34 protein-coding genes are annotated in these 26,724 nt (G+C 44.6%); 7 read left to right on the forward strand and 27 right to left on the reverse strand.

The genetic code is table 11. The features are described 5' to 3' along the window. The first annotated feature begins 10 nt into the window (after nt 1–10). On the forward strand, nt 11–487 hold the full coding sequence (locus VEJY3_RS08345; protein WP_014232011.1) for a hypothetical protein: 477 nt from the start codon (nt 11–13) through the stop codon (nt 485–487). Between the two features lies 1 nt (nt 488). Next, nucleotides 489–1,580 (forward strand): porin, encoded by a 1,092-nt coding sequence (locus tag VEJY3_RS08350; protein ID WP_014232012.1) that lies wholly within the window; start codon nt 489–491, stop codon nt 1,578–1,580. Here the strand turns inward: VEJY3_RS08350 and VEJY3_RS08355 are convergent. From VEJY3_RS08355 to VEJY3_RS08370, 4 genes are all read right to left on the reverse strand, one after another. Further along, nucleotides 1,577–1,903, reverse strand: a complete 327-nt coding sequence (locus VEJY3_RS08355; protein ID WP_014232013.1) for a hypothetical protein — start codon at nt 1,901–1,903, stop codon at nt 1,577–1,579. The two genes, VEJY3_RS08350 and VEJY3_RS08355, sit on opposite strands and share 4 nt — an antisense overlap. 225 nt (nt 1,904–2,128) lie before the next feature. Beyond that, the gene (locus VEJY3_RS08360) at nt 2,129–2,563 is read right to left on the reverse strand and encodes a DUF962 domain-containing protein (protein ID WP_014232014.1); all 435 of its coding nucleotides are present in this window, start codon (nt 2,561–2,563) and stop codon (nt 2,129–2,131) included. A gap of 160 nt (nt 2,564–2,723) precedes the next feature. After that, nucleotides 2,724–3,080 carry an MmcQ/YjbR family DNA-binding protein gene (locus tag VEJY3_RS08365; RefSeq protein ID WP_014232015.1) on the reverse strand — a complete coding sequence of 119 codons (357 nt, stop codon included), beginning with the start codon at nt 3,078–3,080 and terminating at the stop codon, nt 2,724–2,726. Between the two features lie 20 nt (nt 3,081–3,100). Next, nucleotides 3,101–3,583: a MarR family winged helix-turn-helix transcriptional regulator gene (locus tag VEJY3_RS08370; RefSeq protein WP_014232016.1), complete on the reverse strand. Its 483-nt coding sequence runs from the start codon at nt 3,581–3,583 to the stop codon at nt 3,101–3,103. 119 nt (nt 3,584–3,702) lie between these two features. On the opposite strand from VEJY3_RS08370, the gene VEJY3_RS08375 reads away from it, so the two are divergent. Further along, nucleotides 3,703–4,569: a DMT family transporter gene (locus VEJY3_RS08375; protein ID WP_014232017.1), complete on the forward strand. Its 867-nt coding sequence runs from the start codon at nt 3,703–3,705 to the stop codon at nt 4,567–4,569. A gap of 96 nt (nt 4,570–4,665) precedes the next feature. Here the strand turns inward: VEJY3_RS08375 and gabT are convergent, their stop codons facing one another. From gabT to VEJY3_RS08415, 8 genes are all read right to left on the reverse strand, one after another. Next, nucleotides 4,666–5,937 carry a 4-aminobutyrate--2-oxoglutarate transaminase gene (gabT, locus tag VEJY3_RS08380; protein WP_014232018.1) on the reverse strand — a complete coding sequence of 424 codons (1,272 nt, stop codon included), beginning with the start codon at nt 5,935–5,937 and terminating at the stop codon, nt 4,666–4,668. Nucleotides 5,938–5,948: 11 nt separating this feature from the next. Then, nucleotides 5,949–7,376 carry an NAD-dependent succinate-semialdehyde dehydrogenase gene (locus VEJY3_RS08385; protein ID WP_014232019.1) on the reverse strand — a complete coding sequence of 476 codons (1,428 nt, stop codon included), beginning with the start codon at nt 7,374–7,376 and terminating at the stop codon, nt 5,949–5,951. Nucleotides 7,377–7,447: 71 nt separating this feature from the next. Then, nucleotides 7,448–8,530 (reverse strand): agmatine deiminase, encoded by a 1,083-nt coding sequence (gene aguA / locus VEJY3_RS08390; RefSeq protein WP_014232020.1) that lies wholly within the window; start codon nt 8,528–8,530, stop codon nt 7,448–7,450. A 12-nt stretch (nt 8,531–8,542) separates the two neighbouring features. Further along, nucleotides 8,543–9,409, reverse strand: coding sequence for an N-carbamoylputrescine amidase (gene aguB / locus VEJY3_RS08395; protein WP_014232021.1), 867 nt, complete (start codon nt 9,407–9,409; stop codon nt 8,543–8,545). Nucleotides 9,410–9,426: 17 nt separating this feature from the next. Beyond that, nucleotides 9,427–10,704, reverse strand: a complete 1,278-nt coding sequence (locus VEJY3_RS08400) for an FAD-binding oxidoreductase (RefSeq protein ID WP_014232022.1) — start codon at nt 10,702–10,704, stop codon at nt 9,427–9,429. 48 nt (nt 10,705–10,752) lie between these two features. After that, nucleotides 10,753–12,237 carry an aldehyde dehydrogenase gene (locus VEJY3_RS08405; protein WP_014232023.1) on the reverse strand — a complete coding sequence of 495 codons (1,485 nt, stop codon included), beginning with the start codon at nt 12,235–12,237 and terminating at the stop codon, nt 10,753–10,755. A 35-nt stretch (nt 12,238–12,272) separates the two neighbouring features. Next, complete coding sequence (gene puuR / locus VEJY3_RS08410; RefSeq protein WP_014232024.1) at nt 12,273–12,830, reverse strand: HTH-type transcriptional regulator PuuR; 558 nt, start codon at nt 12,828–12,830, stop codon at nt 12,273–12,275. Between the two features lie 17 nt (nt 12,831–12,847). Continuing rightward, nucleotides 12,848–13,594: a gamma-glutamyl-gamma-aminobutyrate hydrolase family protein gene (locus VEJY3_RS08415; protein WP_014232025.1), complete on the reverse strand. Its 747-nt coding sequence runs from the start codon at nt 13,592–13,594 to the stop codon at nt 12,848–12,850. A 339-nt stretch (nt 13,595–13,933) separates the two neighbouring features. Here VEJY3_RS08415 and VEJY3_RS08420 point away from each other — a divergent pair, with 339 nt between their 5' ends. The 4 genes from VEJY3_RS08420 (at nt 13,934) to VEJY3_RS08435 (ending at nt 18,287) form a co-directional block, all read left to right on the forward strand. Next, entirely contained in the window at nt 13,934–15,277 is a 1,344-nt protein-coding gene (locus tag VEJY3_RS08420; RefSeq protein ID WP_014232026.1) for a glutamine synthetase family protein, read from the forward strand. 18 nt (nt 15,278–15,295) lie between these two features. Beyond that, complete coding sequence (locus VEJY3_RS08425) at nt 15,296–16,771, forward strand: Na+/H+ antiporter NhaC family protein (protein ID WP_014232027.1); 1,476 nt, start codon at nt 15,296–15,298, stop codon at nt 16,769–16,771. 391 nt (nt 16,772–17,162) lie between these two features. Then, nucleotides 17,163–17,717, forward strand: a complete 555-nt coding sequence (locus VEJY3_RS08430; RefSeq protein ID WP_014232028.1) for a DUF3750 domain-containing protein — start codon at nt 17,163–17,165, stop codon at nt 17,715–17,717. Between the two features lie 369 nt (nt 17,718–18,086). Then, the gene (locus VEJY3_RS08435) at nt 18,087–18,287 is read left to right on the forward strand and encodes a hypothetical protein (RefSeq protein ID WP_014232029.1); all 201 of its coding nucleotides are present in this window, start codon (nt 18,087–18,089) and stop codon (nt 18,285–18,287) included. Between the two features lie 94 nt (nt 18,288–18,381). Here VEJY3_RS08435 and VEJY3_RS08440 read toward each other — a convergent pair whose 3' ends face one another. From VEJY3_RS08440 to VEJY3_RS08510, 15 genes are all read right to left on the reverse strand, one after another. Further along, a complete protein-coding gene (locus tag VEJY3_RS08440; protein ID WP_014232030.1) occupies nt 18,382–18,777 on the reverse strand; it encodes an ACT domain-containing protein in 396 nt (131 codons plus the stop codon). A 37-nt stretch (nt 18,778–18,814) separates the two neighbouring features. Then, complete coding sequence (locus VEJY3_RS08445; RefSeq protein ID WP_014232031.1) at nt 18,815–19,144, reverse strand: zinc ribbon domain-containing protein YjdM; 330 nt, start codon at nt 19,142–19,144, stop codon at nt 18,815–18,817. 67 nt (nt 19,145–19,211) lie between these two features. Next, nucleotides 19,212–19,862, reverse strand: a complete 651-nt coding sequence (locus VEJY3_RS08450; protein ID WP_014232032.1) for an alanyl-tRNA editing protein — start codon at nt 19,860–19,862, stop codon at nt 19,212–19,214. A gap of 79 nt (nt 19,863–19,941) precedes the next feature. Next, nucleotides 19,942–20,658 (reverse strand): TSUP family transporter, encoded by a 717-nt coding sequence (locus VEJY3_RS08455; RefSeq protein WP_014232033.1) that lies wholly within the window; start codon nt 20,656–20,658, stop codon nt 19,942–19,944. Between the two features lie 33 nt (nt 20,659–20,691). Further along, nucleotides 20,692–21,006, reverse strand: a complete 315-nt coding sequence (locus tag VEJY3_RS08460; protein ID WP_014232034.1) for a hypothetical protein — start codon at nt 21,004–21,006, stop codon at nt 20,692–20,694. A gap of 144 nt (nt 21,007–21,150) precedes the next feature. Beyond that, the gene (locus VEJY3_RS08465; RefSeq protein WP_014232035.1) at nt 21,151–21,576 is read right to left on the reverse strand and encodes a GNAT family N-acetyltransferase; all 426 of its coding nucleotides are present in this window, start codon (nt 21,574–21,576) and stop codon (nt 21,151–21,153) included. A 24-nt stretch (nt 21,577–21,600) separates the two neighbouring features. Then, on the reverse strand, nt 21,601–21,963 hold the full coding sequence (locus VEJY3_RS08470) for a VOC family protein (protein ID WP_014232036.1): 363 nt from the start codon (nt 21,961–21,963) through the stop codon (nt 21,601–21,603). A 67-nt stretch (nt 21,964–22,030) separates the two neighbouring features. Next, a complete protein-coding gene (locus VEJY3_RS08475) occupies nt 22,031–22,648 on the reverse strand; it encodes an HAD family phosphatase (RefSeq protein ID WP_014232037.1) in 618 nt (205 codons plus the stop codon). Nucleotides 22,649–22,778: 130 nt separating this feature from the next. Next, nucleotides 22,779–23,195 carry a VOC family protein gene (locus VEJY3_RS08480; protein ID WP_014232038.1) on the reverse strand — a complete coding sequence of 139 codons (417 nt, stop codon included), beginning with the start codon at nt 23,193–23,195 and terminating at the stop codon, nt 22,779–22,781. Nucleotides 23,196–23,343: 148 nt separating this feature from the next. Then, nucleotides 23,344–23,694: a hypothetical protein gene (locus VEJY3_RS08485; protein ID WP_014232039.1), complete on the reverse strand. Its 351-nt coding sequence runs from the start codon at nt 23,692–23,694 to the stop codon at nt 23,344–23,346. A 107-nt stretch (nt 23,695–23,801) separates the two neighbouring features. After that, complete coding sequence (locus VEJY3_RS08490; protein WP_014232040.1) at nt 23,802–24,341, reverse strand: GNAT family N-acetyltransferase; 540 nt, start codon at nt 24,339–24,341, stop codon at nt 23,802–23,804. Nucleotides 24,342–24,395: 54 nt separating this feature from the next. Continuing rightward, entirely contained in the window at nt 24,396–24,914 is a 519-nt protein-coding gene (locus tag VEJY3_RS08495; RefSeq protein ID WP_014232041.1) for a GNAT family N-acetyltransferase, read from the reverse strand. An 83-nt stretch (nt 24,915–24,997) separates the two neighbouring features. Further along, complete coding sequence (locus tag VEJY3_RS08500) at nt 24,998–25,435, reverse strand: GNAT family N-acetyltransferase (RefSeq protein WP_014232042.1); 438 nt, start codon at nt 25,433–25,435, stop codon at nt 24,998–25,000. Between the two features lie 89 nt (nt 25,436–25,524). Continuing rightward, nucleotides 25,525–25,986 carry a hypothetical protein gene (locus VEJY3_RS08505; RefSeq protein ID WP_014232043.1) on the reverse strand — a complete coding sequence of 154 codons (462 nt, stop codon included), beginning with the start codon at nt 25,984–25,986 and terminating at the stop codon, nt 25,525–25,527. A gap of 16 nt (nt 25,987–26,002) precedes the next feature. Then, entirely contained in the window at nt 26,003–26,698 is a 696-nt protein-coding gene (locus tag VEJY3_RS08510; RefSeq protein WP_014232044.1) for an aspartate/glutamate racemase family protein, read from the reverse strand. Between the last annotated feature and the right edge of the window lie 26 nt (nt 26,699–26,724).

Consider the following 26,724-nt stretch of genomic DNA (forward strand, 5'->3'; position numbering starts at 1 on the left):
TTAACGGCTTATGATGAGTCTCGGTCCTCGTTATCGCCCTTCCTCTTGGTTGCTTGCGACAAGCACGTTGATACTGGTTTATCTTCTGATCCTGAGTACACCCTTGTACGCCGCTGATAACTACGCCATTTTTTCATTTAATTCAAAGTTTGATGCGCTAACAATAAACAAGGCAAGAAAACTCTACAGAGGTAAAACAAGCCTGTTACAAGGAGAGCGAGTAGAGCTTTCTGACTGGCCAGAAACGTCAACCGAACGGACAGAGTTTTATCGCTACCTTCTTAATAAAAATCTTGCCCAAATGAACGCACATTGGGCGAGTTTGTCGTTCTCAGGTAAAGCCCGCCCGCCCAAAGTCATCGAACAGCCAAGTATCGATGCTCTATTGGCATGGATGCAAGAACAACCCAATCGAATTGGCTACGCACCTGTAAACAGTCTGCCATCTAACGTCCACATTCTATATGTTGTAAGCTCGGAGAATTGATATGAAAAAATATCTGACCACAATACTACTTACCAGCATCGCTTTTCCGAGCTTAGCAACCATTGAAATAACAGATAACCTCTCATTGAGTGGGTTTGGTTCAGCCTCCTGGGCGAGATCAGATAACGACACGCCGTTACTGATCAACCGATTCATCAAAGACGAAAGCTGCTTTGATTGTGATACAACGTTTGGTGTGCAGCTTGATTATTTCTCCGGTGCATTGCGGTCGTCAGTACAAGTGGTAAAAAGGCCACAAGATCACTGGAGTGACCCGCAGCTCGAATGGGCGTATCTTGCCTATACGTACAAAAACTACGATATTTACGCAGGCCGTTTAAGGCTGCCCTTATTTTTAGCGTCCGAGTATTATTACGTCGGGCATGCGCTCACGCCCGCTCGTGCTCCCACAGAAGTGTATGACAGTTTACTCGGTATCACGGCCTATAATGGATTTTCAGTTCGTTGGCTTTATGACCTCAATGACAAAGCAATGATTACTGCCATGCCATTTGTAGGCTTCAAAGACCATAGCAATATCACCATTAATGGCAATACAAAACTTAAAGTGGATGTGAATGATGTCGTTGGCATCAATGTGACGCTAAGTGGTGACCGCTATCGCTGGAACTTTGTTTATTTAAATGGAGACTACGACCAAACCACCATTCTTTCGAACGCCGAACAAGACGTTCCAGGCCTTGGCACTATTGTGGTCGACCGTTTAACGCTTACAGAAAATGACTCAAAGATAGACCTGTATTCGTTGGGGGCTAAGTATGAAATAGATCGATTCACTCTAGCGGCAGAAGCCCAAACCAGTGATATCTCAACCACTTGGTACGCCACCGCCAGTTATAATAGGAACAAATTCACACCGTACACTGTCTACGGGCAAATCTTCGATGAACATGAAAATAAAACCGGAGATAGCTACCTGTTGGGATTAAGATATGACATTACATACAACGTATCTCTTAATGCAGAATGGCAATATTTTAAGGCGTTTGGTGATGGATTAGGTACCTTCTCATCAATGCCGGAAGACGATAATGCCAACATGTATACGTTAATGCTCAACTTTGTTTTCTAGTTTTGCTTCTGTTGATTGGCACTTTTCTGCTTCAGTTTGAGTTGCTTATCTTTTCGCCTTAACGCTCTAAAAAATTTCGACTCTTCGTGATACCAACCTAATACGCTAATAGGGAATCCCACCAGCATCATGATAAATAAATCCGCTGGCAACTGTTCAATGATATCCATAAAGGAGTGCAAGTCGCCAAAAATGAATAAACCAATTACTTTACCGACCAGCAACGCACAACAAATCATAAAAAACGACTTTAAGATGTAGTGCCATTTGCCTTTTTTACGTTCCTCTTTCCAGTAACTATATTTGTGCTCGCGGTTATACATCTCCCCTCCATACGTGACATTGTCACTCAGCACATAACCACTTGGTTTCAGTGCGCCACATCACTTTAAGCATAGTGTGAATAACAAGGCATTGCTGTCCAAACCAGCCGATCAGCCTAAATATTTTGGACAACGTTATGGAGAGCATGACGCGATGCAGACTAGTGACAAAACAAGATATAACCCAAGCCTTTGCTCATGCAGGGTTAACCAGATGCGTTGTGGTTATTGCTTTCTAAACACCCAGACAGGGCCAATAAGAAGAAATTGTAAGTCTTCGTAAAATGAAGGCTTGGTTCCTTCTATTTTATGCCCGATGAATTGCAGCATCCAGAGAACACCAAAAATAAGCAAAGAGATATACAGAACCGGGAGTTGGAGTACTTCCAATGACCAGATTAAGCCAATACACGCTAATGTATAGCCCAACATCATCATGAAGACACTGAGAGACAACCGGTAATAAAATATCCAAACGGGAATGACGGCTAACCATACCCAATTTATTTGAAAACCTAGGATAGACAATTGAGGAATTGACCAAATTAACCCAACGACAGAAAGATAAATACCGGGCACGGCAATCGCGTGAATTCTTCGATTGATTGGGTTTTGATGACTTTCCCCATAGGCTTTAAGCCAGTCAGATAGTGCTCGCATAGCATTTCCCTCTTTGCCCTTATACTTTTTATATAGCCTGTACTTAATAAAGGCGCGAGTTTTTCTGAAACACGAGCTAATAATTCAATTCGGTCATGGTGATAAGAGCGAGATATCCGTCACTTTCTCCTGCCAATACTCTGATTTATCTGTGCTCTAACTACGCGAAACCTAACGAAGCACGCTGAGCTTTCGTCAACTTAGCAATGACAAGCTCGTATGAACGTTCGCATAAATCCTGAATAAGTCCATCCTCGACATCTCCATTGAAATACACCGTGACCCAGTGTCTTTTATTCAAATGGTAACCCGGGGTGATATCAGTGAACTGAGAAGTCAGCACTTCACCATCCTCGGGTTTTACTTTTACACTGACGTAGTCTCGACCCTCTCTTTGGGCAAGTATTGCGAACATTTTCCCTTTGATCTTAAAGACTAAAGCTTCAGATCCAAACGGAAAGTCGCTTTCCGCGCACATAAACGTATTAAGGTACGTTTCTAACGCTTTGATTTGCATCCCACACCCCGCAATTGATTTTATTCAAACTGTGGCAACAAGTTCTTTAACGCCTCATTAAGCTTTAACTTTTCTTCATCAGACAAGCCATGCATAAAGCCTCGTTGAACCTCAACATGTTCAACAATCAACTTATCGATAAGCATCAAACCCTTAGCCGTCAATTCAACCGTGACACTGCGTCTATCTTCCTTACTATGTTCTCTGACAATTAAACCTTTCGTTTCCAACTTATCTAATCGGTTGGTCATCGCTCCGGACGTGAGCATCATTGACTCGATCAAGGCAGAAGGCGTCAAACAGTATGGCGTTCCTGCTCGGCGCAACGTAGCCAGTACATCAAATTCACCCATTTTAAGGTCATACTGCTTATGAAGCTCTGCGACTCGAGTCTCCATGTGTTTGGCAATTCTCATTAATCGCCCCATGATGGCCATCGGCTGCGTGTCGAGCTCTGGCTTTTCTTTAAACCACTGCTCTACCAGTCTATCAATTGCGTCCATTTCTTACTTCTCTCCAAAGCAACGCGGCTTGTCTAAATACTTTAACATGAAGATACTTTACAAAAAGTAACCTAAGGCGTATCTTTGCACTTAATTATCTTAACGTAAAGATATTTGACATGAACATTTTACTCGCCATGATCCCGGCGTTTTTCTGGGGCACGACTTATGCGGTTACGCAGTATACGGTGCCAGATTGGCCTCCTATTCTGCTGGGTGTCCTGCGCGCGCTGCCTGCGGGCTTACTGCTGCTCGCGATAAAGCCGACATTGCCGAAAAAGCACGAGTGGAGAGCCCTGCTTGTATTAGGCACGATCAACATCGCGCTGTTCTTCTGCCTTGTCTTTGTCATGGCACTCACACTGCCTGCGGCAATTTCAGGCGTGGGTATGGTTTCATTACCCGTATTTGCGATGCTGTACAGTTGGGTGGTCTATAAACGCCGACCTAACGCGTTACAGGTATGCCGAGGCCTTGCTTTGGTTGCCCTCGCGTGGCTGCTATTTAATCCGGCAACCATCACACTGAATCCGGTTGGTTTGATTGCCATGCTTTCTGCCATTATGTGTATTGTGATCGGCAGCAGCGTTACTAAAGCACTCGGTACAAGAATGCATTGGTGGACGGTCCTGACTTGGCAGTTGATCATTGGTGGCGTGATTCTGACGATTGTTTCCGCTGTGATGGCTAGCCTCGATCCGGAGCCATACTTAAGTGCGGTACGAAATACATCGCTTACTAACATCCTGGGGCTGCTCTGGGTGATCATTCTTAATACCGCATTAAGCTACACCATGTATGTCTGGCTTCTGCAAAGAATGTCTGTGGTTGACTTTACCTTTGGCAACATCATTAATCCGATTGCCGGTATTTTATCTGGCTTGTTACTGCTTGGAGAAAGCTTCACGCCTGTTCAATATAGCTTGATGTTGGGTATGATTCTGGTATCGCTACTACCGCAACTTGTGATGAAATTTTTCAAGTAGGCATGACCAACCTTATTTAGGACGGTACAGATTGATCAAAAAGAGGAAGTCAGCTGACTTCCTCTTTGAATTAAGGCTCGATTTGTTTACTGGGTACTACGCCAGCTCAAGAATGATTTTTTCCAGTTTGTCTAAACCTTCGTTCAGTACTTCTGACTCGATAGTCAGTGGTGGAAGCAGACGAATAACGTTCGCTTTTACCCCACAAGAAAGCAGAATGAGACCGTTCTCTTGCGCTTTAGCAATGACCGCTTTAGTCATGTCTTGCAGAGGCTGTCCAGTTTCTGGATCAGTAAATTCAATCGCCATCATTGCACCAGTGGTACGGATTTCACCAATCGCAGGTACAGATTTTTGCAGCTCAGTCATACGTGCATTAACCACTTCGCCAATGCCCATCGCTTTCGCACACAAGTCTTCTTCTTCGATGATTTTCAGTACTTCCAGACCAGCAACACAACCTAGTGGAGAGCCAGCATACGTGCCGCCTAAGCCACCTGGAAGTGCAGAGTCCATGACATCTGCTTTACCAACCACAGCTGAGATTGGGAAGCCACCCGCAATGCCTTTCGCCATCGTCATTAGATCTGGTTCAATACCCAGGTATTCGGTCGCAAACATTTTACCCGTACGGGCGAAGCCTGTTTGAATTTCATCGGCAATCAGCATGATACCGTGCTTGTCACACAACTCACGCAAGCCTTGTGCAAACGCTTCAGGCGCTTTGTAGAAACCACCCTCGCCTTGTACAGGTTCAAAAATGATCGCTGCAACGCGTGAAGGCTCGATATCACAAGCAAACAGATCATCGATCGCTTGTAGGCTTTGCTCAACGCTGATGCCGTGGAACGCATTTGGGTATGGTGCGTGGTAGATTTCATTCGGGAAAGGACCAAAGCCTGCTTTGTATGGCGCGACTTTACCCGTTAGACCCATTGTCATGTTGGTACGACCATGGAAGCCACCTTTAAACGCAATCACGCCGCTACGGCCAGTGTGGGCACGTGCTACTTTCACGGCGTTTTCTACCGCTTCTGCGCCTGTTGTCAGGAAGATGGCTTTCTTCTTAGTCTCACCCGGAGCAAGTTCAGTTAATTTTTCCGCCAGCTCGACGAATGATGCGTAAGGCGTCACCATCGCACAAGTGTGTGAGAAGTTATCGAGCTGAGCTTTTACCGCTTCGCTGATGCGCTTATGAGAATGACCAGTATTAGTCACCGCAATGCCCGCCGCGAAATCGATGTACTTGTTACCTTCAATATCCCAAACATGCGCGTTTTCTGCTTTCTCTACGTAAAGCGGGTATAACGCACCCATACCTTGAGCAATTACCTGGTTTCTTCTTTCGTGTAGTTGTTGGTTAGTCATTGTTTTTATCCTTAGTTACCGCCAAAGCAGAGATATTTCACGTCCATGTATTCATCGATACCTTGTTTTGCTCCTTCACGTCCGATGCCGGACTGTTTAACACCACCGAAAGGAGCCACTTCAGTAGAGATCATGCCTTCGTTAATACCCACCATGCCGTATTCAAGCGCTTCTGCGATCTTCCAAACACGGTGAATGTTCTGGCTATAGAAGTACGATGCTAAGCCGTAAATCGTATCGTTCGCCATTTCGATAAGCTGTTCATCAGTATCAAAGCGAATCACTGGCGCGACAGGGCCGAAGATTTCTTCAGAGACAATCTTCATGTCGTGAGTCACATCTTTTAGCACCACTGGCTGCATGAACAAGCCATCAAGCTCTTTAAGCTCAGTGACTGGCTTCGCACCTTGCTCTATAGCACCATCAATTAACGCTTGGATGCCCTGCTTCGCTGACTCGCTGATCACCGGGCCGATATTCACGCCCTCTTCCAGGCCATTGCCAACTTTAAGCTGCTGTACCGCTGCATCAAACTTAGTGACAAACTCGTCATACACTTTGCTGTGTACGTAGAAACGGTTCGCACAAACACACGTTTGGCCAGCATTGCGGAATTTAGACGCCATTGCACCAGTTACTGCGGCATCGATATCTGCATCATCAAATACGATGAATGGTGCATTGCCACCCAGCTCCATAGATGTGCGTTTTACGTCACCCGCACATTGCTGCATCAGAACACTGCCGACTTGAGTAGAACCGGTAAACGAAAGCTTGCGGATCAGTGGGTGTGACGTGAAAATCGCGCCAATCTGACGAGAGCTTTCCCCAAGAACAACTTGAAGTACGTCTCTTGGAATACCCGCTTGATAAGCGAGTTCAGCCACTGCAAATGCAGAAAATGGTGTGGCTTCTGACGGTTTCACGATAAAAGTACAACCTGCCGCTAGTGCCGGACCCGCTTTACGGGTGATCATTGCGATTGGGAAGTTCCACGGCGTGATGGCACACGCAACACCAATTGGCTGCTTGATGGTCACCAAACGCTTATCTGCACTTGGCGATGGAATGGTTTCACCGTAAGTACGTTTCGCTTCTTCTGCAAACCATTCGATAAAGCTTGCACCGTAAAGGACTTCGCCTTGAGCCTCTGCCAACGGCTTGCCTTGCTCTAGTGTCATCAGTCGGCCAAGATCTTCTTTATTTTCTAGCAGAAGTTGGTACCAACGATGAAGTAAGCCAGAGCGAGTTTTCGCTGGCAGCGCCGCCCATTCTTTTTGTGCAACGCTAGCGCGTTCAATACCGTCCAGAATGTCGGTTTCAGTCGTCACTGGCGCGTAGCCAAGCACTTCGCCCGTGGCTGGGTTGGTTACCGCTGTACCTTGCACTTCACTCGCCACCATGAACGAAAGAAGGCTTTTGTTTTTAATCTGTTCCATGGTTATTCCTTTTAACCGCTTTTCAACAGCGCCACATTAACGAAGCAAGTCGTGGCGATGTATTTCGCTTTTTAAGCTGGGATCTGCTGTGTAATGCAGTGAATATTTCCACCGCCAAGCAGCACTTCTCTTGACGGTATAGCAATGATTTGATGCTCTGGCATCGCGTTTTGCAAAATTTCGATTGCGATCGCATCCGTTTCTTCGTCGAGCATCGGCAAAAATACATGGTCGTTCACAATTAGGAAGTTCGCGTATGACGCACTGAGGCGCTCACCTGCTTGTCGGCTCATTCCTGCACTCGCATCAATGCCATTGGCTTCAGCTTCACTGTAGTGCAGTGGCCCTGGTATTGGTAGACGGACAATCTCGATATCGCGTCCCTTTGCGTCTTGCTGCGACTTCAGCGCTTTTTCAGCTTGTCTGGAAAGCTCGTACTGCGGATCGCTAGGATCGTCAGTCCAACTCAACACGACTTTACCCGGTGCAATCACATGCAGCAGGTTATCCACGTGACCATCCGTTTCGTCATTGAATAAACCATTTGGAACCCAAATGACTTTTTCGATGCCTAGATAAACTTTTAACTGCTCTTCAATTTCCGTTTTGCTCAAGTGAGGGTTACGACCCGGACTAAGCAGGCACTCTTCTGTCGTGTAAAGCGTCCCTTCTCCATCGGTATGAATCGAGCCACCTTCAAGTACAAACGGGGCACGGTAGTAATCAATACCGATGATGTCGCACACGGAACCTGCAACTAAATCATCTTGCTGCCAGTTTTCATACAGGCCGTTGTATTCTCCGCCCCAAGCATTGAACTTCCAGCTAATACCACGGCGATCACCCGTTTGATTCACAACAACCGTTGGGCCAATATCTCGCATCCACGCATCGTTAAATGGAATTTCTACCAAACGAACGTCGGGATGAAGCAACTTTCGCGCGCGGTCAAAGTTGTGAGAACACACTGCAACACTGACTTTTGTCACGTCGACAATTGCGTTGGCGATTCTGGCAAACGTCTCCTGAGCAGGAACCGCACCGTCACGCCAGTTATCACGTCTTTCGGGCCAAGCTAGCCAGACTTCACTTACCGGCTGAAATTCAGCCGGAAAATAGAAGCCATCTTGTGCTGGTGTTGTAGATAACTTCATAGTAACGCCTCTTTAAACAGCCAACTTTCCAACGCTTGTGTATAGCTCAGGACGACGGTCGCGGAACAGACCCCAAGCGTGACGAGCTTTTGCTGTTGCTTCTAGATCGATCTCTGCGTAAATGATCGTCTCGCCTTCACGTGGCGCTTCCGCAATTTTTGCACCCGTGTGGTCAGTAATGAAAGAAGATCCGTAGAACGTCGTTTCAATGCCGTCATCCACTTCTGTACCGACTCGGTTTGAAGCGATTACCGGCACTAAGTTTGCCGCAGAGTGACCTTGCATCGTACGCTGCCAGTGGTCACGAGAGTCCAATGTTGGATCTTGTGGTTCAGAGCCGATTGCCGTTGGGTAGAAAATCGCTTCTGCACCATGCAAAGCCAGACTACGTGCTAGCTCTGGGAACCATTGATCCCAGCAAATGCCCGCACCAAATTTACCAAACTTGGTTTGCCATACTTTGAAGCCAGTGTCACCAGGGCTAAAGTAGTACTTTTCGCTGTAGCCAGGGCCGTCAGGGATGTGAGATTTACGGTAGTTTTCCAGTACCGTGCCGTCAGCATCGATCATCACTAGCGAGTTAAAAAAGGTATTACCCGCTTTTTCAAAATAGCTAACAGGAATAACCACACCCAGCTCTTTAGCCAAAGCACTCATCTCTTTGATAAGGCGACAATTCTCTGTTTCTTCCGCTAATTCAAAGTATTTCGCTTCTTGTTTTTTGCAGAAGTAAGGCGCTGCGAATAGTTCCTGAGGAAGAATCACATTCGCACCATTTTGTGCCGCTTCACGAATCGCCTTTTTTGCTTTTTCTAGGTTATCTTCCAGATCCCAGCTCTTAGTTAGTTGAAGAGCTGCAAATTTAACTACTTTGCTCATTGGATATTCCTTATCTCTTAAATCGCTAGTTTGTCACGTAAGTTGTAGTAAGCCGCACCCATTGCTGTAAATGGAATTTGGAAGTGACGGCCACCCGGGAAGGAGTAGTGTTTTAGTGCTGCAAACGCATCAAAGCGTTCCGCGTGTCCGGTTAAAGCTTCAGCTAGAAGCTTACCTGCAAGGTGTGTACACGTAACACCGTGGCCACTGTAGCCTTGTAGGTAGTAAATGTTGTCTGCAAATGAACCGAACTGAGGCATACGTGAATAAGTCAGCAGGAAGTTACCTGTCCACGCATAATCAATCTTAATGCCCTTCAACTGAGGGAAAACTTTTTCTAGTTTTGGACGAATCAACGACTCTACGTTTTCTGGATCACGAGCACCGTAAACGACGCCGCCTCCGAAAAGCATTCGCTTGTCTGCTGTTAAGCGGAAGTAGTCCAGCAGGTAGTTACAGTCTTCAACACAGTAGTCACTGGTCAGTACTTGCTTTAGCTGCTCTTCATTCAGTGGTTCCGTAGCAATAACCTGTGTGCCACAAGGAATCGCTTTATTACTGATATTCGGTGCCAGGCCGCCCAGGTACGCGTTACCTGCCAACACAACGTATTTGCTCTTAACGCTGCCTTGCGCCGTTTTCACTACTGGATTAATACCTTTATCAATCGATAGCACAGCAGACTGTTCAAAAATTTGGCCACCCAGAGAAACAAAAGCCGCCGCTTCGCCTAACGCCAGTTTAAGCGGGTGGATGTGGCCACCACGCATGTCCAGCAGACCGCCAGTATAAACTTTCGTACCTACGGCCTTTTCAACTTCACCTGCGTCCAGCAGAGTGAGCTGATCGTTGCCGTAGCGTTCCCAGTTTTTCTTATGCTCTTCAAGACCTTTAAGCTGTTTCTTATTCAGCGCCGTGAACAAGCCACCTTGTTTTAAATCACATTCAATGTCGTATTTATCAACCAGACCACGGATGATGTCGCCACCTTCAAAGATCATGTCGCACAGTGCTTTTGCCTGGCGTTGGTCGTAACGGCTTTCAATAACATCAACATCTCGGCTGTAACTGTTGACGATCTGGCCACCGTTACGACCAGTTGCTCCAAAACCTACTTTTGCACTTTCCAGCACAACTACTTTGAAACCTTTTTCTGCGAGATGCAGTGCAGAAGAAAGACCAGAGAAGCCTGCGCCAACCACACACACATCACACTCGATGTTGTCTTGAAGTTGTGGGTAGTCCGGCATGTTTGGCACAGAGTGCGCGTAGAACGAATCCGTATGCTTGTTCATAGTGATATTCCTTTATTAATCGTCAGCTGGGTTAGAACGTGTGCCTTTTTAGGCGTGAAGGCGAATCCAAGTGGTTTTGGTCTCTGTGAATTTCTCAATGGCGTGCAGCGATTTATCTCGCCCATTTCCGCTCATTTTGAATCCACCGAATGGAACCGTCATGTCACCTTCGTTGTAGTTGTTCACCCATACCGAGCCGGCTTGTAGTCGTTTAGCGACTCGGTGAACACGGTTGATGTTGCTGCTCCAAAGTGCCGCGCCCAGGCCGTACTTAGAGTCGTTGGCAATTTCGATAGCTTGTGCTTCATCCTTGAATGGAATCACACAGAGTACTGGTCCGAAGATTTCCTCTTGAGCAACGCGGTATTGATTGTCCACGTTATCCAAAATAGTTGGCTCGACGAACGCACCTTGACCTTCAACATTGCCACCACAGCGCAAAATAGCGCCTTCAGACTGGCCTAATGTAATGTATTCCAACACTTTTGATTTGTGGTCTTGGTCGATAAGCGCACCCATAGAAGAACTAGGATCCATTGGATCTTTTGGTGCAAAAGCTTTAGCCGCTTCGATCACTTTTTCGATGAACTGCTCTTTAATGCTTTCATGAATCAGCAGACGCGTTGCTGCCACACACACTTCACCCTGGTTATAGAAACAACCCGCTGCCGTTTCAGCCGCCGCGCGGTCTAAATCGTCACAATCTTCGAATACGATGTTGGCATTCTTACCACCAGCTTCTGCAAAGACACGTTTCAGGTTGCTTTCGCCAGAACGAACCATCAGCTGGCCAGCGATGCGCGTAGAACCAGTGAAAGCGATACAATCCACATCTTGGTGTGTTGCCAGCGCGTCACCCGCTTCATGACCAAAACCTGTGATGACCTGGAACACTCCCTTTGGCAAACCAGCTTGTTCTGCAAGTTGACCTAAGAAGATAGCAGTGAGTGAGGACTTTTCTGACGGCTTAAGGATCACGCTGTTGCCTGCCGCAAGAGCTGGACCAAGCTTCCAGCAAGCTAGCCAAAGTGGGAAGTTCCATGGAACAACTGCCGCGACAACACCAATCGCTTGGTGAGAAATAAACGCGTGAACATCTTTTTCTGTTGGCGCGACTTCGCCATAGACTTTATCGATCGCTTCTGCGTACCAGCGTAATGATGAAGCTGCGCCAGGGATATCTGTAGAGAAGCTGTGAGAAATAGGTTTACCGGTATCCAGAGTTTCAAGCAGAGCCAACTCTTCACGGTTTTGGTCTATCAGATCAGCGAACTGTTTTAGAATCGCTTTACGATGTGCAGGGCTGCTTTCACTCCACTGACCTGATTGAAATGCTTTACGAGCGTATGACACCGCAAGATCGACATCTTCACTTTCACAACGAGCAATTTCGGTAAATATTTCGTCTGTTGCTGGATTAACGACAGGGATCGTTTTTCCACTTAATGCTGCGCTGTATTCACCGTTGATGTACGCCCTGTTTTCGATGTTTAGATTGTTCTTAAGTTCAATCCATTGTTCTTGAGTTTTCATACGCTCTCCTTGTTATCACACAAGGCAAGCACCACTTAGAATGTGGTTGGCGTATGCGCGCTTATCATTCGACAAGCCTTGTCTGTGTGATTCGTAAATCTGTGTGGCTGGGTCGTGTCAATAACGTACGACTCGCCTTCTTTGATGACGAACGAACGGCCTTTGTATTCCAGAGTGATTTCACCCTCTAGTACCGTGCCAATTTCTTCGCCTTCGTGTTTTATTTCAGCTGAACCTGTTGTTCCGTGTGGTGCATATTCTTCGATCAGGAATCCAATTACCTGCTCTTTCGTGCCGTTAGTCACCAGTTTCATCGAAACGGTTTCACTGCCCATTTCGACCAGCTCTTCTGGCGTAACGACAACTTTCACTTCATCATTCTGAGTTTGTTCAAAAATGAAAAACTCCGACAGAGATAAAGAAAATACGTTCACTATTTTTTGCAACGAGCTAACCGAAGGGCTCACTTTGCCATTTTCAATCGATGAAATAGCACTGTGAGTAATGCCCGCTCGCTCGGCTAATTCTCGTTGTGACAATCCATGTTTTTTTCTTAACTGAACAATATTTCTACCAATCTCTTGATTGTCCATTCATGTGGCTCCAAAAATTAAAGAGAAGCCGCCATAATAAATTCTTTGAATAAAATTTGTGAGAAATGATTGGTTTTTGCTTTCCATTCTGGGTGCCACTGCACGCCAACGAAATATTTTTGCCCAGCAAGGCTAAAAGCTTCTATCAAACCATCGGGTGCTTTCGCTTCAACTTTAAGCTGTGGCGCTAGCTGATCAACACCTTGATTGTGCAGCGTATTGACTTCAAAGAAGGTCGTATTTTCCCAATGATTTTCAACTAACCATTGTTCAAATAAGCTCTCCTTTTGAACTAGTACTGCATGAGCTGGTGCGTATTTCTGTTCGAAATCATCAACAGGTGCTTCGCGGTGATCATTAAAACCAGAATCGTGAACCGCAGGGTTAAGAGTGCCACCTAATGCAACGTTCATCTCCTGGAAACCGCGACAAATACCAAGACAAGGAATGTCTTTATCTACCGCGTGTCGAATCAGGTTCAGTGCCAATTCATCGCGCGCTTCGTCTTTCTTATTCTCAGTATGGCTAGCGTTATAGCGATGCGGCGCAACATTTGAGTGGCTGCCCGGGAACAAGAAACCGTCACAAAGCTCCAGGATTGAGTCGACTTCATCACTCGACATATCCGGCGCTAACATAACAGGTAGACCACCAAAGTCTTTCACTGCGCGTAGGTAAAAATCATTGACTGCCTGAATTTGGTAACCACCTAACTCCTTGGTGCAGCTAACAACGCCAATGATGGGTTTGCGTGTCGTTGTCATAACATATCCGTGTTCAATTTATTTAACATCAACACTACAAACCGTGTACAAAATTATCAACATCGACGTTCGATATTATCGCCACAATGTGACACAGAGCACTTTTTAGGCCATTAAATTGAATATTTATGCTCATTATATTGAACAAAACAAAAACGACTGTTACAAAATAGTTAACAACAAAGCACAAAAATAACCCATTAAAAAGTCAGAACACAAGATAAGTGGTTGTTTAAATTAAATATAACTGAATTAACACGCACATTAATTAACGCTTTGTAATTTAATTGTTAATTTAGCTATCTCTAATTTCTACTCATCTGGCTATTGGAGAAAAAAATGGAATCGTATCTACAGGAAGTTCAAAATTTTAAACAACAGTGGCCCAACATCGAGTTCGTCGACCTCATCTTTACCGACATCAATGCAACACCAAGAGGCAAACGTATCCCGGTAGAGGCTCTGGAAAAGCTTAACAAAGGTGTCGCATTACCTCTTTCAACCATTACGCTCGATACGAAAGGTAATGTGGTAGAAACGGCAGGGTTAGGCGAAGACTTGGGCGAACCGGACAATCTTTGTTTCCCGATCAGCGGTACATTGATGCCAACCGCGAAAGAACAAGTTGGCCAATTGCTACTGAGCATGATGGATGATTCAGGAAAACGACCAAATCCTTTGTTCATTCGCAATATCCTCGCTTCGATGCTTGAGAAGTTAAAAGCTAAAGATCAGTACCCTTGTGTTGCTCTGGAACTGGAATTTTACTTAATTGATAAACAGCGCGGTGAGAATGGCACCCCTTTAACCGCCATCAACCCTACTAAGAAAACACGTGAGAAAGATACCGAGGTGTACGACTTAGATGGGCTTGATGACTATGCTGACTTCTTATCGGATCTCAACAAAATCGCATTGGAACAGGGCTTAAATACCTCAGGCGCTCTTTCGGAATCGGCTCCAGGCCAGTTTGAAATCAACTTTAACCATTCAAAAGATGTCCTTCGTGCGTGTGACGAAATCATCATCGCTAAGCGCCTGATCCGTCAGGTGGCACACCAGCACGGATTCGACGCAACCTTTATGGCTAAGCCTTTCGGCGAACAAGCTGGTAATGGTATGCACATCCACTTAAGTTTGATGGATAGCGCTGGCAACAACCACTTTAGCCAACAAGATGGCGAAGCGAGTCCCCTCTTTTATCAAACTATGGCGGCGATGCTGGAACAAACATCAGATGCCATGGGATTAATTTGTCCTAATGTTAACTCTTTCCGCCGCTTTGTTCCTGGAGCTTACGTTCCGACAAAAGCGGACTGGGGCGAAAACCATCGTGGTGTCGCATTACGTGTTCCTATCAGCGATAGTAAAAACCGTCGCATCGAACATCGTATCGCGGGAGCTGACGTTAACCCTTACATCCTCGCTGCAGTAGTACTTTCCGCGGTATTAGCGAGCGAAAACTATACCAAAGACCAATGTCCATCAACCTTAAGCGACGACGCGATTGACTTACCTGTGCGTATGTCAGAAGCTCTAGAGCAGTTGGAACACAGTGAGCTGGCTCAATACATTTCAAGGGACTTTATCGATATGTATTTAGCTTGCAAGCGCAGTGAACTCGCTGAATTTGAGCGCGCTATCACGCCACTGGAAATTGACTGGATGTTGCACTCGGCATAAACAAAGGAAATGTAATTTATGACTACGCAAACAAAGGCGATGGATGCGCCGTTAAAATTCAACATGCAACATATGATTATCTCGTTAATTTGTGTTGCGACATTCGTACTATTTACGACGATCGGATTAAATCACGAAGAGGGGCAAACCTACGGATGGATGAGCCTTCTTCCAACCGCATTGGTTTTAGTCTTCGCGTTAACGACGCACCGAACTGTAGAAGCGCTGTTTAGCGGCGCAATTGCCGGGGTTCTATTACTTAACCCAACTGAAGCGGTAGAACAAATCGTTGATATCTCAATGACGGTGATGATGGACGAAACCATTGCTTGGATCATCCTGGTATGTGGCTTGATGGGCGGCCTGATAGCTATCCTTGAGAAAGGCGGCAGTATCTTAAGCTTCTCAGATATGCTGGTAACAAAAGTTAAGAGTCGCAAACAATCAATGGTAATGACGTTTTTGCTCGGTATTGTCATCTTTATCGACGATTACTTAAACGCGATTGCTATCTCTTCATCAATGAAGAAGGTAACCGATGGCTACCAAATCTCTCGAGAAAAACTATCGTACCTTGTTGACTCAACGGCGGCACCGATCTGTATTCTTGTACCAATCTCGACTTGGGCTATCTTCTTTAGCTCTCTTCTTGAGTCAAATGGCGTTGCTGAGACAGGTAAAGGTATTCAAACCTATATCGAAGCGATCCCATACATGGCTTATGGCTGGGTAACGTTAGCCATCGTTCTGTTGGTTGCGATGGAAAAGATTCCAGATCTAGGTGCGATGAAAGCAGCAGAACAACGAGCTAAGAATGGTCAAGTTCGTCCTGACGGCGCGACCGATGTAGATTTTGGCTCTGATATTGCGGCTCATACGAATCCAACAATGGGCCTGATTAACTTCTTACTGCCTATGGTTGTTCTGGTTGCAGCAAGCTGGTACTTCGGTATTGACCTATTGGCTGGTGTATTCGTAGCAATTATCTTCACGGTTTGCTTCTACGGTCTACAACGACTCATCTCGATGAACGACATGTTTGAAGCTGTTTATGATGGCATTAAAGTCATGTTACTACCGCTTGCGACAGTAATCGGCGGCTTTATGCTGAAAAATGTCAACGACTCGTTAGGTGTAACACAATACGTTATCGAGACAGTTAGCCCATACCTGAGCGCGTCTTACTTCCCTGCAATCATCTTCCTGATTACCGGTGGTCTGGTATTCGCGACAGCATCTTCTTGGGGCACATTCGCAGTAGCAATGCCTATCGTTCTGCCATTGGGTGAGCAACTAGGCGTACCACTACACCTAACGGTTGCGGCTCTACTTTCTGCATCTGCTGCGGGTAGCCATTCATGTTTCTTCAGTGACTCAACCGTACTTTCTGCACAAGGTTCAGGCTGTACTTCAATGCAACACGCAACAACCCAGTTCCCTTACGCATTGATCGGTATTATCGCAACAGCAATTTTCTTCCTTGTTATTGGATAATCACTGACCTTTAATACCAAAAGCCCCGCTGACAAATAGCGGGGCTTTGTTTTTTCCCCCCCCCCCCCACTAGCCCATCACACAACGGCTAAACAGTATTGAGTTCAGCCACCGCCCTTATGCTCCTGTCAGAGTTCTACCCACTTCAATTATTGGCAATTTGAGCACGAGTTCCTAACGCATAGACTTAAACTTGCATGCCTCTGCCTAACGTAGGAAGAGAATTTAGTTTTTGCGCAAGCAGTGACAAAATGGGTCAAATCGTTGTAGTTTTATGTTTAGGAAGAATCGTATTAGTGTTACGAGTTGGACAATAGCTCGCCGCAGGGTAAAAAGCGAAATCGAAATGTATTACTAAATCAGTAGCAAAGGGACGTAATAGGAGTGCATCATGCAATATAAACTTAAAGTGAGTTCTTTAATTAAACCTATTGTGTTAATTGCTTGCATGTTACTTAGCGCCTGCACTCAGGGTGACTGGCGAACTGCCAGCCGCGAGCCTGCTGGCATTGCTCCTAATCCTACTGATGTTAAACAAGCAGTGATCGAATTCTATGCTGCGGATGCTTTTGGATGGCGTGGCTGGTTTGCAGTACACACCTGGCTAGCGATTAAGCCAGAGAATGCGAATGAATATACCGTCTATGAAGTGGTTGGGTGGCGTGTCGGCCGCGGACAACCCGCACTTTATACCTATCAAACAGCTACACCTGATCGTTACTGGTATGGCGCTCGTCCCGAAAAAGTGCTCTCTATTCAAGGTGAAAAAGCCCGTAATCTCATTCCTAAAATTCAGCGCGTCGTAGAGCACTATCCTTACGCGAATGAATACACGCTATTTCCGGGTCCAAACAGTAATACTTTCCCTGCGTGGGTCGGTCAGCAAGTTCCCGAGCTTGATTTAGACATGCCGTTTCGTGCTATTGGTAGTGGTTACATTAACTGATTGTTCAGTAGTAAAAACAGACACCACTGAGGTATGAAAAACATACAAAGAAGGTCAACTCGTCTACACTCAATGAACGATTAGACTAAAAAGAACTCAACGAGTTCTTAATCAAAACGGCGCTAGCTAACTGCGCCGTTTTCTTTTATCACACCACAAATACAGAACTCACCACGCATCACTGGATGACTAGACAATGAAAAATTGAGTGCCTTAAGCAACGTGAGTGAGGTCGCGCCTCAAAGTGTGTTTCTAATTTACAAAAGTGAATTTTAAATTAAAACTTAATCCAAACTTGATCACATTAAAAAACCAAACTACGTTTTAATCATACTAAATGGTAATTTAATTACATAAAAGGGAATTATTATGTTGTCAGCTATCAAGGAAATGTTGGTTCATCCCAAAGATTACTCTGGTCACGATGTAGATACGGTGATCTCACAACTCGCCGCTCAAACAAGTACAGAGCCTTATATCTGGTCTTATATCGAAGAACAATCCGTTTACGAAAACACCTCAAATGGAATGCGCGTCTACCCGCACGAACTTCGACGATATATTTACTAAACTCTTACCAGCTCCACAACATGTGCCCTACGGTGTACTTCGGTTGTAGGGCACATTCTCTTTTTCACAAGGACTGGCATTAAGAAATGAAGCGTTACGCAGATAACTCGCACAACGCTTCAATTGCAGCATCAGCTTTTGAAGATTGTACAAAGATATGATCGTGGTAATAGGCCGCAATGACATTAGCACTGATGCCTTTTGAAGCAAGTTTTGTGGCCACCGCAGCGGTTAGTCCGACGGCTTCGAGGCTTGAATGAACCGTCAGTGTAATTTGCTTAAACGAGCCTTCAAACGATAAACCAGCTTCTAGCGCAGCCGATTTTTCGATCACCAAAGTGAGCCCTTCAGCTTCGGTAAAGGTCGCAACAGGATTAAGTGACAAATAGTTTTTAAGCTCACCTGAAACGGTACAAAACACAAACTCAGAGTCGATGAGCTTAGGGCGTAGTGATTTAAGCAACTCATCTAATTCGGTTATCCCTGCCATTCAGTTATTCTCCATAACGCTTAATAAATGATGAAACTCAAGCTTTCTTGACAAATTTCGCGGTGACCATCATTTCACCAGCGCCATCTACTTTGCAATCCAGTTGATGATCTTTACCTTCGACGATGCGTCTAATCACGGCTTTAGTGCCAATCTTTAAAACAAGAGAACTGCCTTTAACCTTGAGATCTTTCGCCAACGTGATTTTGTCCCCTTCTGCTAGCAATGTGCCATTCGCATCATTGACGCTAAAAGCTTCTTCAACTTCAGACGGATTCCATTCATAAGCACACTCAGGACAAATGAGATGGTTTTGGTCTTGATAAACGTATTCGGATTGACAGTTTGGACAAGGAGGGAAAGCCATAGTTATCTCTTTTCTGTTAAAATCTGGATGCTATGTTAATACGTCACGCTAAAAATGCACGCAATACCTAGGTGTCTTCCCTCACTAACGTTATCTCTACCCGCTCCTTTCCTTTGCCAACGTTTTTACGCTTTAAAGCGATTTTACCCACTTCCGACGTTCGTTTCAGATGCGTACCACCACAAGGGACTTGAGCGAAACCTTCTACCTTCCAATAACGCCTTTCTTTTGTTTGGTCAGAAAATTCACTTGTAATGATCGAGTCAGAATCAATTAAAGCTTGGGCTTTGTACTGAAGTGCGGGCAAAAGCGGAGCGATGTTCTCCGGCCATTCAAAATCGATGCGACTTTTGTCTTCTGAAATATGCGCGCCAATCTTAGTTATCGAGTTAAAGTTTTGCGTAAACAGCTCAAGCACAACCTCTGCCGCAAAATGTAACTTCATAAGCGCATAGCGTCGAGGCCAATCAATCTCAGTCACAACCTCATCGCCAACGGCAAAAGTTGGTCTGGTTTCAAGAGTATAAATAATACGCGAGCCTGATTTTTCAGCCTTAACCACAGGAATACCAGCGATGGTTCCTTCATCGCTTTCCTGCCCGCCCGACTCTGCGTAAAAAATGGTATGAGAGAGTTCAACGTTATTACCTGTAATTTGCGTAACGACGGAAATAATCTCGGGTTGATATGGATTGTTCCAAAACACCTTTTCTGTCATTTGCCTTCCTTTGCGTATTAAGTAGACTTATTCGCTAGCCATGCTAAACCAGCACTGATATTAGTCAGCGTAGCTAATCTTATAGGAAAACTGCTAGTAACATCCTAATCGCCAATAAGGTGAGTAACGTTTTGATTATCAGAATGACTTTCTTATTGCCCGCGCTAAATCTCGCCTTTGTACCAATAAACGAGCCGAGAATCGACCCTAGCACCATATAAACAATAACATTTAAGTTAGACACGAGATCACTTGTAACCGCAGCGTATACCGGGATCTTAGCCAAATGACTGATGGTCAAAAACATAGAGCTCGTTGCGATAACAGCGTCATTCGTTTTCAACTGTTTGGTCAGTACAGCGAGTGACAAAGGGCCCACAGCACCAACTATAAGCCCCAATCCCGTTTGTAGAAAACCAATCAGATAGTAGCTTTCGTACCGACGTATAAAGTGCGCAAATCGCTTACTCCAAAGATTCAATAAGATATACGAACCGATTGCGACAGGGACATACTCGAAAGAGAGTTTCGATAGAAAAAAACCAAATACCAGCATACCGATTAAAGAGCCAGCCAAAAACTTGGGAAGTAACGACCACTTTACATGAGCGAGCGAGAAGAACATACGCGATGAGTTGCTGGCGAGCTGTGTCACACCATGTATTGGTATGATTAAACTCGGGCTGAGAAAACTGGGTAGAACGGCGATCAATAGCATCCCTCCACCAAACCCAATAAACCCAGCGATCGCCGAGGTTACCATCGCAATGAACCCCAAACTAAACTCTACTGGCACAATGTTTCCTTCGCGTTAGTGTTCACTTCTTTTTTAAGAATCAACGTTTAGTTCACCCAATGCCGCCAGCCACTGATCAGGTTCTGCAATGATAAACTCGTAGGCACGTTGATCAGATAACGTAATGCGAATTGCTTCACTAGTAACAGGCATGATACCAGCCCCTTTTCCAATGCACTTTTCTACCGAAACAATTTCATCACGCTTTAAAATGTAGGGGCCAAATGCAAGTTTCTGACTATAGGGTTTAAAAATGACCTCTGTGTCTGTCAAAGACAACTTCCCATCTGCTCTTGCTACACCAACCTGTATCGTAGCAGCCGCTGATTTGATAATTTCTCCAGCCATGATATCTCCTTATATTCAGACCGATTTAACTAACGCCTTATTAAACACCGCTATTTTTGAGCACTACCCGTTGACTACTCAGATTAGTGGTTTAAAGACAATTTCGTCACCAAAATCATCATTAAACGCATTAACTATAGAGTATCAAGAGGTTGCCCGAGACATGTAAAAGAACCTGTCGTCTTCTTTTTCCACTTTAAAACCGCTCCTCTGGTACAAGTAGTAAGCCGGACTAATTTTGAAAACTTTGAGCCGAATAAGAGCTAGTTTTGCTTCGTTCGCCATTCTTTCAGTTTCAGCCAATGCTGCCGCGCCAATTCCCTTGTTTTGAAATGAAGATCGGACTTGAAGGTCACGTAAGTAGCAGTGCCCATCATCATATTCCAGGCGGATTGCGCCAACGACCTCATCATCAAACAAGATATCCCAACTTTCCAGTTTGACGATGTGTTCCAATATCTGCTGTTGACCCCAGTCAACCGAATAATGCTTATAATAAGAACGCATATTATTAAAAGTGATCTCAGCTGACTCAGAAAAATCAGCCGTTGGCCGAAATGAAATGTTCATAATTCTCCTTTCTCCAGCGAAACACTAAAGGTAAACCACAGCTTCGACATTGTTGCCATCAGGATCTAACAAAAAGGCGGCGTAATAGTTAGGCGCGTACTTTTTTCTCAACCCAGGTTTCCCATTACAACTTGCTCCATGAGTTAAGCCTGCCTGATGAAACTCGATAACTTGTTCTTTATTAAGAGCAGAAAAAGCGATGTGGCTTTTCGCGTTGTTATCACCCTTTTCAATTAGAAACCTGACGTTTGGTTCCGTGGTTAAGCCAAAGCCTGCAGCAAAGTCATCTGCCCACTTTAACTCAATACCAAGTGGAGACAGTGTATGTTGGTAGAAGTCGCGGCAATTTTCAAAATCAACGACTTTTATTTCAAAATGATCGATCACTTTAATTCCTTGTGATGTGGTTTTTACATTTCCTTGTGAATTCTATTAGGCATTAACTCTCTGTAAATTAAAACTTTAACCCAAGTGATTTCAAGTCTGCCTCACACTGCCCGGCGTTTTCAAACTGAATCGCCGCCATGCCAACCGTTTCAGCGCCTTCGACATTATATGGCATATCATCAATAAACACGGTTTCTGACGCCTTCAATGCGTACTGAGTTAGCAAAGACTGATAAATTTCTGGTTGCGGTTTTAATAACCCTAGCTCAGCCGAGACTGCGGCCCCTTCAAAGAGATTCCAAAACGCATAAGTCTCTTTCAAGTACGAGACAATTTCATGCACATTATCCGTGAGTGCAAACACGCAATAGCCAGCCGCTTTAACTCGCCTGATCAGCTCGACCGAGCCATAAATTAGAATCTGGGTTTGCTTCACGTAATAAAACAATCGCTCGCAATCAAGTTCGGAGAAACCAAGAAGTTGTTGATATTGAAGTTTTGCTTCACTTTCAGAAATAATGCCTTTGTTCAGATCTAACCAAGTGTCTGACTGAAAAATACTTTTCACCTTTTCTTCTGCGGAGTCGATGTTTCCAAACGTTAACCTAACGATTTCTAGCGGCGCCCAGCGAACAACCACATTTCCGATGTCAAAAACGACATTTTTAATAGTGTTCGATTCCATTTTGTACTCCTCTCTTACTGTCTATTTCAGAAGAGGATACACGATGTAACGCTCTTCAAAACGAAATAAGCACCACTATAAAAACGGAAGTGCCACGAGTGACGAATCGCAATCAATAATCTGGCAAAATTTATCTCTTGGCCATTGGGTGGTCAGGGTTCAACTGAAGAAGATCCCAGAGGTTTCCGTACAAATCTTCAAATACGGCAACGGTGCCATAATCTTGTTCTTTAGGTTCACGGACAAAGTTGATTCCTATGGATTTCATTCGTTCGTAATCACGCCAAAAATCGTCAGTATTTAAGAAAAGGAATACTCGCCCACCCGCTTGATTGCCAATAAAATCGAGCTGTTCTGGTTTTGAAGCTCTTGCCAGTAGCAATGCCACGCCATGAGAATTAGGTGGAGCTACGACGACCCAGCGTTTATCTTCTTCCGGCTGGTATGTGTCTTCGAGAAGCTCGAATTGAAGCTTGTTTACGTAAAAATCGATGGCTTCGTCGTAGTCTTTCACTACTAACGCTATATGGACAATATTTTGCTTCATTTCGATTCCTAATGGTCTGATTCGTTACCACACCAAGTGATAGTTTATTGAATGCTTACCGTCTAGCTGCCGCAGACCGAATGAACAAAAATGTATTCTTCATGTGAGCATCTAATAATTAGAGCAATGCGAGACGTACAACTCTTACTCAAAAAAACTGCAGCACCAAACAAGTCACAAATGCTGGTAAGCCCGCGATAAACAACACTAGCCCTGTTTGATAATTAAGTCGACGTTGTTCCTGCTGTTCTTTGTCAAAATCATGGCCTTTGACCATTTTGTAGACTTTATCAGTTCTGGGATTGGCGAGTCTGGATGCTTTACTGTCTACACCCGGCTCCCACATAAGCTTCGCCAAGATCCAAATCACGATGACCACAAAAAATAAAAAATCGACGAGCTGTGTTGCTGCAAAGAATGGCACAAACTTCGACAGAACAAACACAGTTAATGCGGCAACCATGTTAATGAGCAGTACCTTTTTAATTAAATCAAGCAACCCTTCCTCCTAGCGTTAAATCCGTTTTAAGTGACATCGAAAGCTCACGACTAATAACCGTTCCATTAAAATATTTAACGACACATCACTCACTGTTCGATTCCACATCAGGTATCTTTCGAGATTTTGTATAAGCAATGTCTTTCCAGTGGATGCCCTTTTTCAACCTTAGGATGATTGAAGTTTTGCTTTGTATCGACCATACCAATCTTCAGCATAACGCGCTGCGAAGGCTCATTTTGTAAAGCAGTAAACGCATAAACAGATGGCGCATCCAGTTCTTTAAAAGCAAATTCTAAAGCTTTATTAGCGGCTTCAGGCGCGTAGCCTTGTCCCCAAAACTCAGATGACAACCGCCAACCGATTTCAATGAACGGCGCATTGGGAAAACCACTGTTCTCATCTTGCTGATGCAGCCCAACAAAGCCTATAAACTGGCCTGTTGATTTGAGTTCAACCGCCCAAAATCCCCAGCCAATGTCAGCAATAAGGTTTTGAATTTTTTCCGCTTGTTCAAAGCTTTCCTGCTGGGAAAGTGTTGAGAGAAAATACCTCATCACATGGGGGTCTGAACATAGTTCAGCATAAGGCTGGAAATCTTCACTTTTCCACTGACGCAGAATCAATCTGCTGGTTTCCATCTTCATTTATTTTTCTCTTAATGGACTTTACGCTTCGATGCACCAAAGCTAGTGACACCGTCACTTACAAGCCACCCAATATCTGGCCAAAAGATTGGGAAACACCTTACCCATTACTACATTCTCAAGTTGACCACCGTTGGCTTCGATAACTTTTCGTGACGCGAAATTGTCGTCATCTGCAGTGATTAACGCTTGCTCAATGCCTAGCTCTTTGGCTTTACGCAAAGCCAGCCTTAACATGTACTTTCCATGACCTTGAGACCGATAGGAAGGCGCAATATCGTAGCCAATATGGCCTGCTTCTAATGTCAGAAAATCGTTGTTGATATTATGACGGACACGAATCGCACCAATAATGGCTTTGTCTGAATTGACGAGCCAGAAATGACTACAGGGTACGTATCCTTCTCTCAGGTTAACGCCATTCGCTTCATCAGTCAGTCGTTGAACGTAGTGAACGAAATTGGATTTACCCTCTTGGTAGTACTCTGAGTTTTCAACGTCATGTTGAGCAAAGTCATCGTAAAAATGCGCAAAGGAAGACTCAAATTCTACTGATGGTACAACTAACTCCATGAAAAAATCCTTTTAAATGAGAGCTCCTTAAACAGAAGCTCAGACACAAAACGCGCCGTACGTAGCGATTCAACCTTCAATCGTTATGCATTCGTTTTGATGTGATACTGCATTTCGATGAGCTGATGTTCACCAACAATTTCAACTTCTCGAATAAACTCAAAACCAAATTTCTCATAGTAATTGCGTAAATAACCATGAGCGTGAATTTCGATAGAGCTTACCCCATCATTTCGAGCGTAATCCATTAGCGCTTGGACAACTTTAGACGCGATTTCCATTCCTCGATAAGGCTCTGTAACCGCAACTCTGGCCATAACGGAAGAGCCGTCATCTTTTATCGTTAATCGTGCCGTTGCAACTAGAACGTCCTTGTCCTCTACCAATGCATGAATGGAACCTTCATCTAATCCATCTAGGTCTAACTCTCTCGGTATCTGCTGCTCAACAGTAAACACCTGATAACGAATAGCTTGTGCTTTTTGAATGATCTCTGAGCTGTTCCCAGTAATGATTTCCATGCCAACTTCCTTTAAGCATATAACGAGGTATTTAGAGAAACAGACTAACACGCTAACGGATTCTTAGCCCGCTTCTGGATGTTTACTTTTTACGCTTCAGGGACAGGTATCAAATTGAATGTAGCATCAAAGATTGCTTTATCCTCTTCAGATAGCAGCCCTTGAAACGCAAGCGCTCGTTCATAACATTCCAGCGCATTGGTTTGTTCATCTGCAATCTGAAATGCATGACTTAAGACGGCATTGGTAAACGCCTGAATCCAATCCGCACCTGTTCCATCAAAATAGTCAAAAGCAATTTTTGCGAACTGAAGGCTTAACTTCGATTCATTCACGCACAGTGCTCGCGCAACGGCTAAATGAGCGAGGTGTTTATTCTCATCGGTGCCTACTTCTGACCAATGATATAGTGATGAAAACGCAACGGTTAATAGTCTCTGTTTCTCTTCTGCATTTGCTGAACTCTCAGACAGAGACCAAAATTCATTGTTACTCTCAATGGCAAAGTATCGGTGTAAACGTGAGATATCTTCATTACTTGGTAGAGCCATAAATTGTCCTTATTTTTTAATTTCCTAATGCCCATTCAACGCCATGCGCTGCATGAATTTCCGTGGTGTCATACAAAGGAACCGCCGTGTCACTTTGCTTCACTAATAATGCAATTTCAGTACATCCCAGAATCACCGCTTGAGCACCCTGAGCGTGTAAATTGGCAATGATTTTCAAGTAACGGTCTCGCGACTCGGTTTTTATTTCACCCAGGCAAAGCTCTTGATAAATAATATCGTGAACGACGGTTTGCTCATCGGCAGTAGGAACAACCACGTCTATGCCAAATTTCTCTGAGATCCTGCCCTTGTAGAAATCTTGCTCCATTGTAAAACGCGTTCCCAACAGACCAACTTTAGTGACACCGTTTTGAACCAGGCTCTCTGCGGTCGCATCAGCAATATGTAAAATTGGAATAGATATCTGTGACTCAATTTCTGGTACAACTTTATGCATTGTGTTCGTGCATATCATTAAAAAATCTGCGCCACCACGTTCTACTGACTTGGCTGCTTCGGCAAGGATCAAAGCGGTTTCTGACCATTTCCCTTGATGCTGGAGTTTTTCAATTTCGTCAAAGTCGACACTGTATAAGCAGATTTTTGCTGAGTGCAAGCCACCTAACCTTGACTTCACGCCTTCATTCAGTGCTTTGTAATAACTGGCGGTGGATTCCCAGCTCATTCCACCTACCATGCCTACTGTCTTCATTTTTCTTCCCTTACTTGAACCATCAA

It is taken from the genome of Vibrio sp. EJY3, from assembly GCF_000241385.1.
GTDB lineage: Bacteria > Pseudomonadota > Gammaproteobacteria > Enterobacterales > Vibrionaceae > Vibrio > Vibrio natriegens.